The 4,907-nt window shown below is 73.3% G+C and carries 5 protein-coding genes; 1 reads left to right on the top strand and 4 read right to left on the bottom strand.

All coding sequences use genetic code 11. From position 1 onward, the window contains the following. Positions 1-1,376: MFS transporter (locus DJ75_RS12245; protein ID WP_254921979.1), on the top strand; the 1,376-nt coding region annotated here is incomplete at its 5' end. Between the two features lie 22 nt (positions 1,377-1,398). Here DJ75_RS12245 and DJ75_RS12240 read toward each other — a convergent pair. The 4 genes from DJ75_RS12240 to DJ75_RS12225 form a co-directional block, all read right to left on the bottom strand. After that, a complete protein-coding gene (locus tag DJ75_RS12240; RefSeq protein WP_094524739.1) occupies positions 1,399-2,019 on the bottom strand; it encodes a class I SAM-dependent methyltransferase in 621 nt (206 codons plus the stop codon). 142 nt (positions 2,020-2,161) lie between these two features. Continuing rightward, positions 2,162-3,007 (bottom strand): hypothetical protein, encoded by an 846-nt coding sequence (locus DJ75_RS12235; protein ID WP_094524738.1) that lies wholly within the window; start codon positions 3,005-3,007, stop codon positions 2,162-2,164. Positions 3,008-3,110: 103 nt separating this feature from the next. Next, the gene (locus DJ75_RS12230; RefSeq protein ID WP_094524737.1) at positions 3,111-3,467 is read right to left on the bottom strand and encodes a hypothetical protein; all 357 of its coding nucleotides are present in this window, start codon (positions 3,465-3,467) and stop codon (positions 3,111-3,113) included. Beyond that, positions 3,464-4,907, bottom strand: a 1,444-nt coding sequence (locus DJ75_RS12225) for a penicillin acylase family protein (RefSeq protein ID WP_141212032.1), incomplete at its 5' end; no start/stop codon positions are given. The genes DJ75_RS12225 and DJ75_RS12230, both read right to left, overlap by 4 nt.

Here is a 4,907-nt window from a genome sequence, read left to right as displayed (position 1 = left end):
GCGGGGTCGTCGCCGCCGGGGGGCCGGTCGACGACGCGGACGCCCCGGCCGATCCCGTCGGCGACGACCCCGCTGTCGACGAGGCGACGGGCGAGGTCGACTACGCCGGCCGGGCGTCGTCGATCCTCGGGTTCTCCCGCTGGTGGCAGATCGTCGCCGCCGCGGGGATGATGGCCGCCGTGAGCCCGTACCAGTACGTCTGGTCGTCGATCGAGCAGCCGCTCGCCCAGGGCCTCGACATCGCGTTGCCGGCGCTCGGCGCGGTGTTCTCCTTTTACGTCGTCTTCCAGTCCCTGTCGCAGTTCCCCGCCGGAAAGTGGCGGGACAGCCGCGGGCCGGGCGCGCTCACCTTCCTCGCGGCGCTGCTGGCCGGGGGCGGGTACATCGGGCTGGCGTACGCGACGGCCGTCTGGCAGCTGTACCTGCTCTACTCGCTCGGCGCGATCGGCGTGGGGATCGTGTACACGGTCGCGGTGAACACCGCCGTCAAGTGGTTCCCGGACCGCACGGGACTCACGACCGGTATCGGCACGATGGCGTTCGCGGGGGGGAGCGCCCTCGTGGTGCCGTACGTGCGCGCGAACGCGACCGTCGCGGCGTACGGCGACGTGCTCCGGAACGTCGGGCTCGCCATCCTCGTCGTCACCCTCGTCGGCGCGTACCTCCTGCGGGACCCGCCGGACGACTGGCTCGGACTGAACGACGACGAGGACGGGAACGGGAACGACGACGGACTCGCGGCCTCGCTCCGCGGTCGCGCGTACACGACTCGGGAGATGCTGTCGACGTGGCAGTTCTGGCTGCTGTACGCGATGTTCGTCGCGATGGCCGGCGCGGACCTGATCGTCATCGCCAACGTCGTGCGGTTCGCCGAGCAGTTCGGGCTGGCGGCGGTCGTCGCGACCGCGGCGGCGACCCTGCTGCCCGTCGCCGCCGGCGTCTCGCGGATGATCCTCGGCGAGGCGTCGGACCGCTTCGACCGGAAGAAGGTGATGGCCGTCTCCTTCGTGCTCGCCGGGGTGTTCCGGCTCGCGCTGATCGCCGCCGGGCGCGCCGAGGCCGGCATCGCTTTCGTCGCGCTGGTGATGGCGGCGATGTTCTTCTCCTCGCCGCTGTTCGTCTACTTCCCGTCGGTCATCGCCGACTACTACGGCGCCCGGAACTCCTCCGGGAACTACGCCGTCCTCTACACCGCGAAGGTCGGCGGCGGCGTCTTCGCCGGGACCGTCACCGGCTATCTCGTCGCGGCGTTCGGCTGGGTCCCGACGTTCGCGCTCGGCGGCGGCCTGGCGGTCGCCGCCGGACTGGCGGCGCTCCTCCTCCGCCCGCCGAGCGGCTCCGGACTGGAGTCCGAGGCGGCGACGCCGGCGGACTGACGCCGGGGCGCAGTCGGCCGAATCAGTCGCCGCCCGGCGGCTTCCGTCCGACGACCGCGTAGAAAGGGTCGGTCCCCGGGCTCTCCGCGATCCGATTCTCCACCGCGAGGCCGCCCGCTTTTAAGTAACGCTCGACGAGGTCGGCGCGCTCGTCCATCGAGGCGGCCCGCCACGCCCGGACGGCCTTCGTCGGGAACATCCGGTTCGAGAAGCTCACGACGAGGACGCCGCCGGGTGCGAGGACGCGCGCGAACTCCGCGAACACGTCGCCCGGGTACTGGAGGTACTGGACGGACAGGGCACAGCAGACGGCGTCGAAGGCGCCGTCGTCGAACGGGAGCGTCGGGTCGGCGTTGAGGTCTCGGACGACGAACCCGTCGAGCCGGTCGTTCGCGGCGAGCTCGGCCTCGTTGAGGCCGTGGCCGACGACCCGGTCGAACTCGGTCGGCGGGAGGTGCGACACCCAGCTGCTCATCGCGTCGAGGACGCGGTCGCCCGGCTCGAACAGTTCGCCGTACAGCGCCGTCAGCCGGTCGAGGAACGCGTCGGCGGCGTGGGTGACGAACCGCGGCTCCTGATAAAACGTCTCGTCGGATCGGTCGTCGCGCTTCAGCCGTTCGCGGTCGGAGAGGACGGTCGTCACTGGATGTCGTGATCGGGGCCGCGAGCAAAAGAGGCCGTCGCCGGCGGGAGCCAAAGAGGCCGTCGCCGGCGGGAGCCCCACGCGAGCCCGGCCGGTCGCCGCGGTCCGCGGTCCAGAGGCTCGCACGTTTAAATGCTCTCGGTCACCCGACGCGCGCTATCGCCCGCTCGATCCGCCGCGTGAGGCCGTCGAGCCGCTCGCCGACCGATCCGACCGCGGCGAGGACGGGGTACGTCGCGTCGGTGGACTGGTAGAGGTACGTGGGGAGGTCGACGGCGTCGCCGTCGAGTCGGAGATCGCGCTCGTGGGCCGCGATCACACGCTGGCGACGCGCGGCGATCCGGTCGCAGTCCTCCACGAGGACGCCGGCGCGGGCCCGACACGCGTCGAGCGCGCCGAACCCGCCCTCCGGGACGGCCGCGTCGAGCGACGCGATCTCCCGACGGACCGCCGCGAGCCGCGACCCCGCTCGGTCGAGCGAGTCGGCCTCGACCTCGAGCCGCTCCACGAGGCGGTCGCGCTCCTCGATCGCGGATTCGACCGCGTCGATCAGGGCCGGCTCGTACTCGGGGTGGTACCCCGCGCTCCGCGTGAGCGCGTACGCCAGTTCGGGACCGAACTCCGCGGCGACGCTCCGCTCGTATGTGTCGTCGTACTCCTCCTCGTAGTGCGGGACCGACATCACCGTCTCGGCGTACGCGTCCCTGACGGCCGCGAGACCGGATCCGGGCGGTCCCGCCGGACCGCCGGCGCCCGCGTCGGCCGCGGCGCCGGAGCCGCTCGCGGGGCCCGCGACCCCCCGAAACCCCGCCGCCGCTGACGATCCGTCGGGTGAGGTCGCCTCCGTCGAGACCGATTCGACCCGGCCGCGGAACGTCCGAAACGCCTCGCGCTCGTCGATCACGCGGCGCCGCTCGATCCGGAGCGCTTCCCGCGCGTCCTCCAGGGCGGCGCGGGACCCGTCCACAGCATCGTCAGTCGCTGTCATACCGCACGCCTCGCGAGTCGTCCTCGTAAACGCTTATATGAGGGGTATCCGGCGCCGTAGAGCGCACCCGAGCGCTCAATAGCGCTCCCGAGGCGCCGGCTCTTTAAGTAATTCCTCTCGCCAGCGACCCGAGCAGGGGCAGGCCGAGCGCGGCTGCGGCCGCGACGTAGATCACGGGCCGCATCTCGGGCAGTGCCCCGGCCGCCGGCCCGAGCGAGACGGCGAACGCGCCGAGCGCCAGCAGGCCGGCCCCGAGCGCGTACGCGACGCCCCGTCGGAACGTGGGCGCGACGAGCGACGCGGCGACGCCGGCCGCGACGAGCCCGATCCAGTGGACCGACGCCAGCGCGAGGCCGAGGGCGACCGCGCCCGCGAAGGCGACGAGGCGGAGCCGAGGGTCGCCCCGAATCCGGGCGAGCGGCGACGGCGACCCGGCCGACTCACCGAGGCGGTCGCTCACGACGACTCACCTCCGAACGAGACCGTCTCGCCCGCCTCGCTGTCGGGGTCGAGCGACATCGGCTTCTGGTCGTTGGCCAGCCAGTCGCGGAGTTGGTCGCCGTAGTGCTCGGAGAAGTAGTCGCCCGAGTTGCCGCCGGGGAGCACCGCCGTGGCGCCCTCGCCGGGGCGAACCACCATCCGCCAGCTCGACCCGACCGCGTCGTCGACGCGGTAGTTCATCACGGTCGCCGGCGAGCCGTCGGCGGGGAGCGTCGGGTAGTTCAGGAACGGCGCCTCGCCGCCGAGCGGGTGCGCGATCGCCGCCGTCGTGTTCCGGTCGCCGTACGTCTCCCACCCCGCCTCGTCGATCTCGTCGAGCGCCGCCGAGAGCGCCGCGACCATCGTCGCCTCGCGCGAGCGGTCGGCGAACAGCGGGTCGTCGGCCGGGAGCCGCGCGAGCACCCAGTCGTTCGGGTAGTACGCCTCGCCGAGGTCGGCGTCGTCGAAGGCGGGGGCGAAGACGAGGTCGCGGAACCGGTGGAGCCACCGGTCGAACACGAGCGCGCCGCGGGAGTCGGCCGCCATCCGCCGGTCCCAGTCGCCGAGCGTCGCGGCGGCCGCGGCGAGGCGGTCCGAGCCGTCGGCGGCGTCGCGCTCCGCCACCGCCGCCACGAGGTCCGGCACGAGCTGGTCGGCCCGCCCGTCGCGCACGTCGCGCTGGAGTTCGCGGTGGAAGGCGGGATCGACCGGATCCTCCCCCGCGACCCCCGCGTCGAGGCGCTCGGCGATGCGCGCGCCGCGGTAGGGGGCCGCGTAGTCGACGCCCACGTAGTGGGTCGGGTCGTCGATCACGCGCTGGTTGGCCGTCGAGAGGACCTCCGGGTCGATCGCGTGCGGCTTCTCTTCGAAGGGGACGAACCCCTCCCACGTCGAGCGACCGAACGGCTCGAACCCCGCCCACTCGCCCTCGCCGGCCGAGCCGTCGAAGACGCGGTCGCCGGCGACGGCCTCGCCGTCGACCCGCCGGATCGGGAGCTGCCCCGTCGCGTAGTACATCGTCCGCCCGTCGGCGTCGGCGTACACGAGGTTCTGCGTCGGGAGGTCGAACTTCCGAGTCGCCGCCAGCGCCTCCTCGAACCCGTCGGCGCGACCCAGCTCGTCGATGGCGAGCGTCGTGCGCGTCGCGGTGTGCCCGGTCCACGCCACGCCGACGTGCCGGCCCTCGCGCTCGACGAAGGGACCGTGGACGGTGCGCCTCGTCTCCAGGGTGCGGTCCTCGCCGCCGGAGACGGGGATCTCGCGCGACTCGGTCTCGAACTCGCGCCACTCCCCCTCGTAGCGGTAGCGCTCGCCGGCGTCGTCGACCTCGTAGCGGTAGCAGTCGAGCACGTCGGCGCCGACGTTGGTGAACGACCACGTCGCGCGGTCGCTCGCGCCGGCGATGACGAAGGGGACGCCG

It is taken from the genome of Halorubrum sp. Eb13 (genome assembly GCF_002252895.1).
GTDB lineage: Archaea > Halobacteriota > Halobacteria > Halobacteriales > Haloferacaceae > Halorubrum.
This window is presented reverse-complemented; position numbering and strand designations above follow the sequence as displayed.

Excerpts from the sequence above, each read along its gene's own strand:
- DJ75_RS12235 (WP_094524738.1), bottom strand. The coding sequence starts at position 3,007 with ATGACAGCGACTGACGATGCTGTGGACGGGTCCCGCGCCGCCCTGGAG.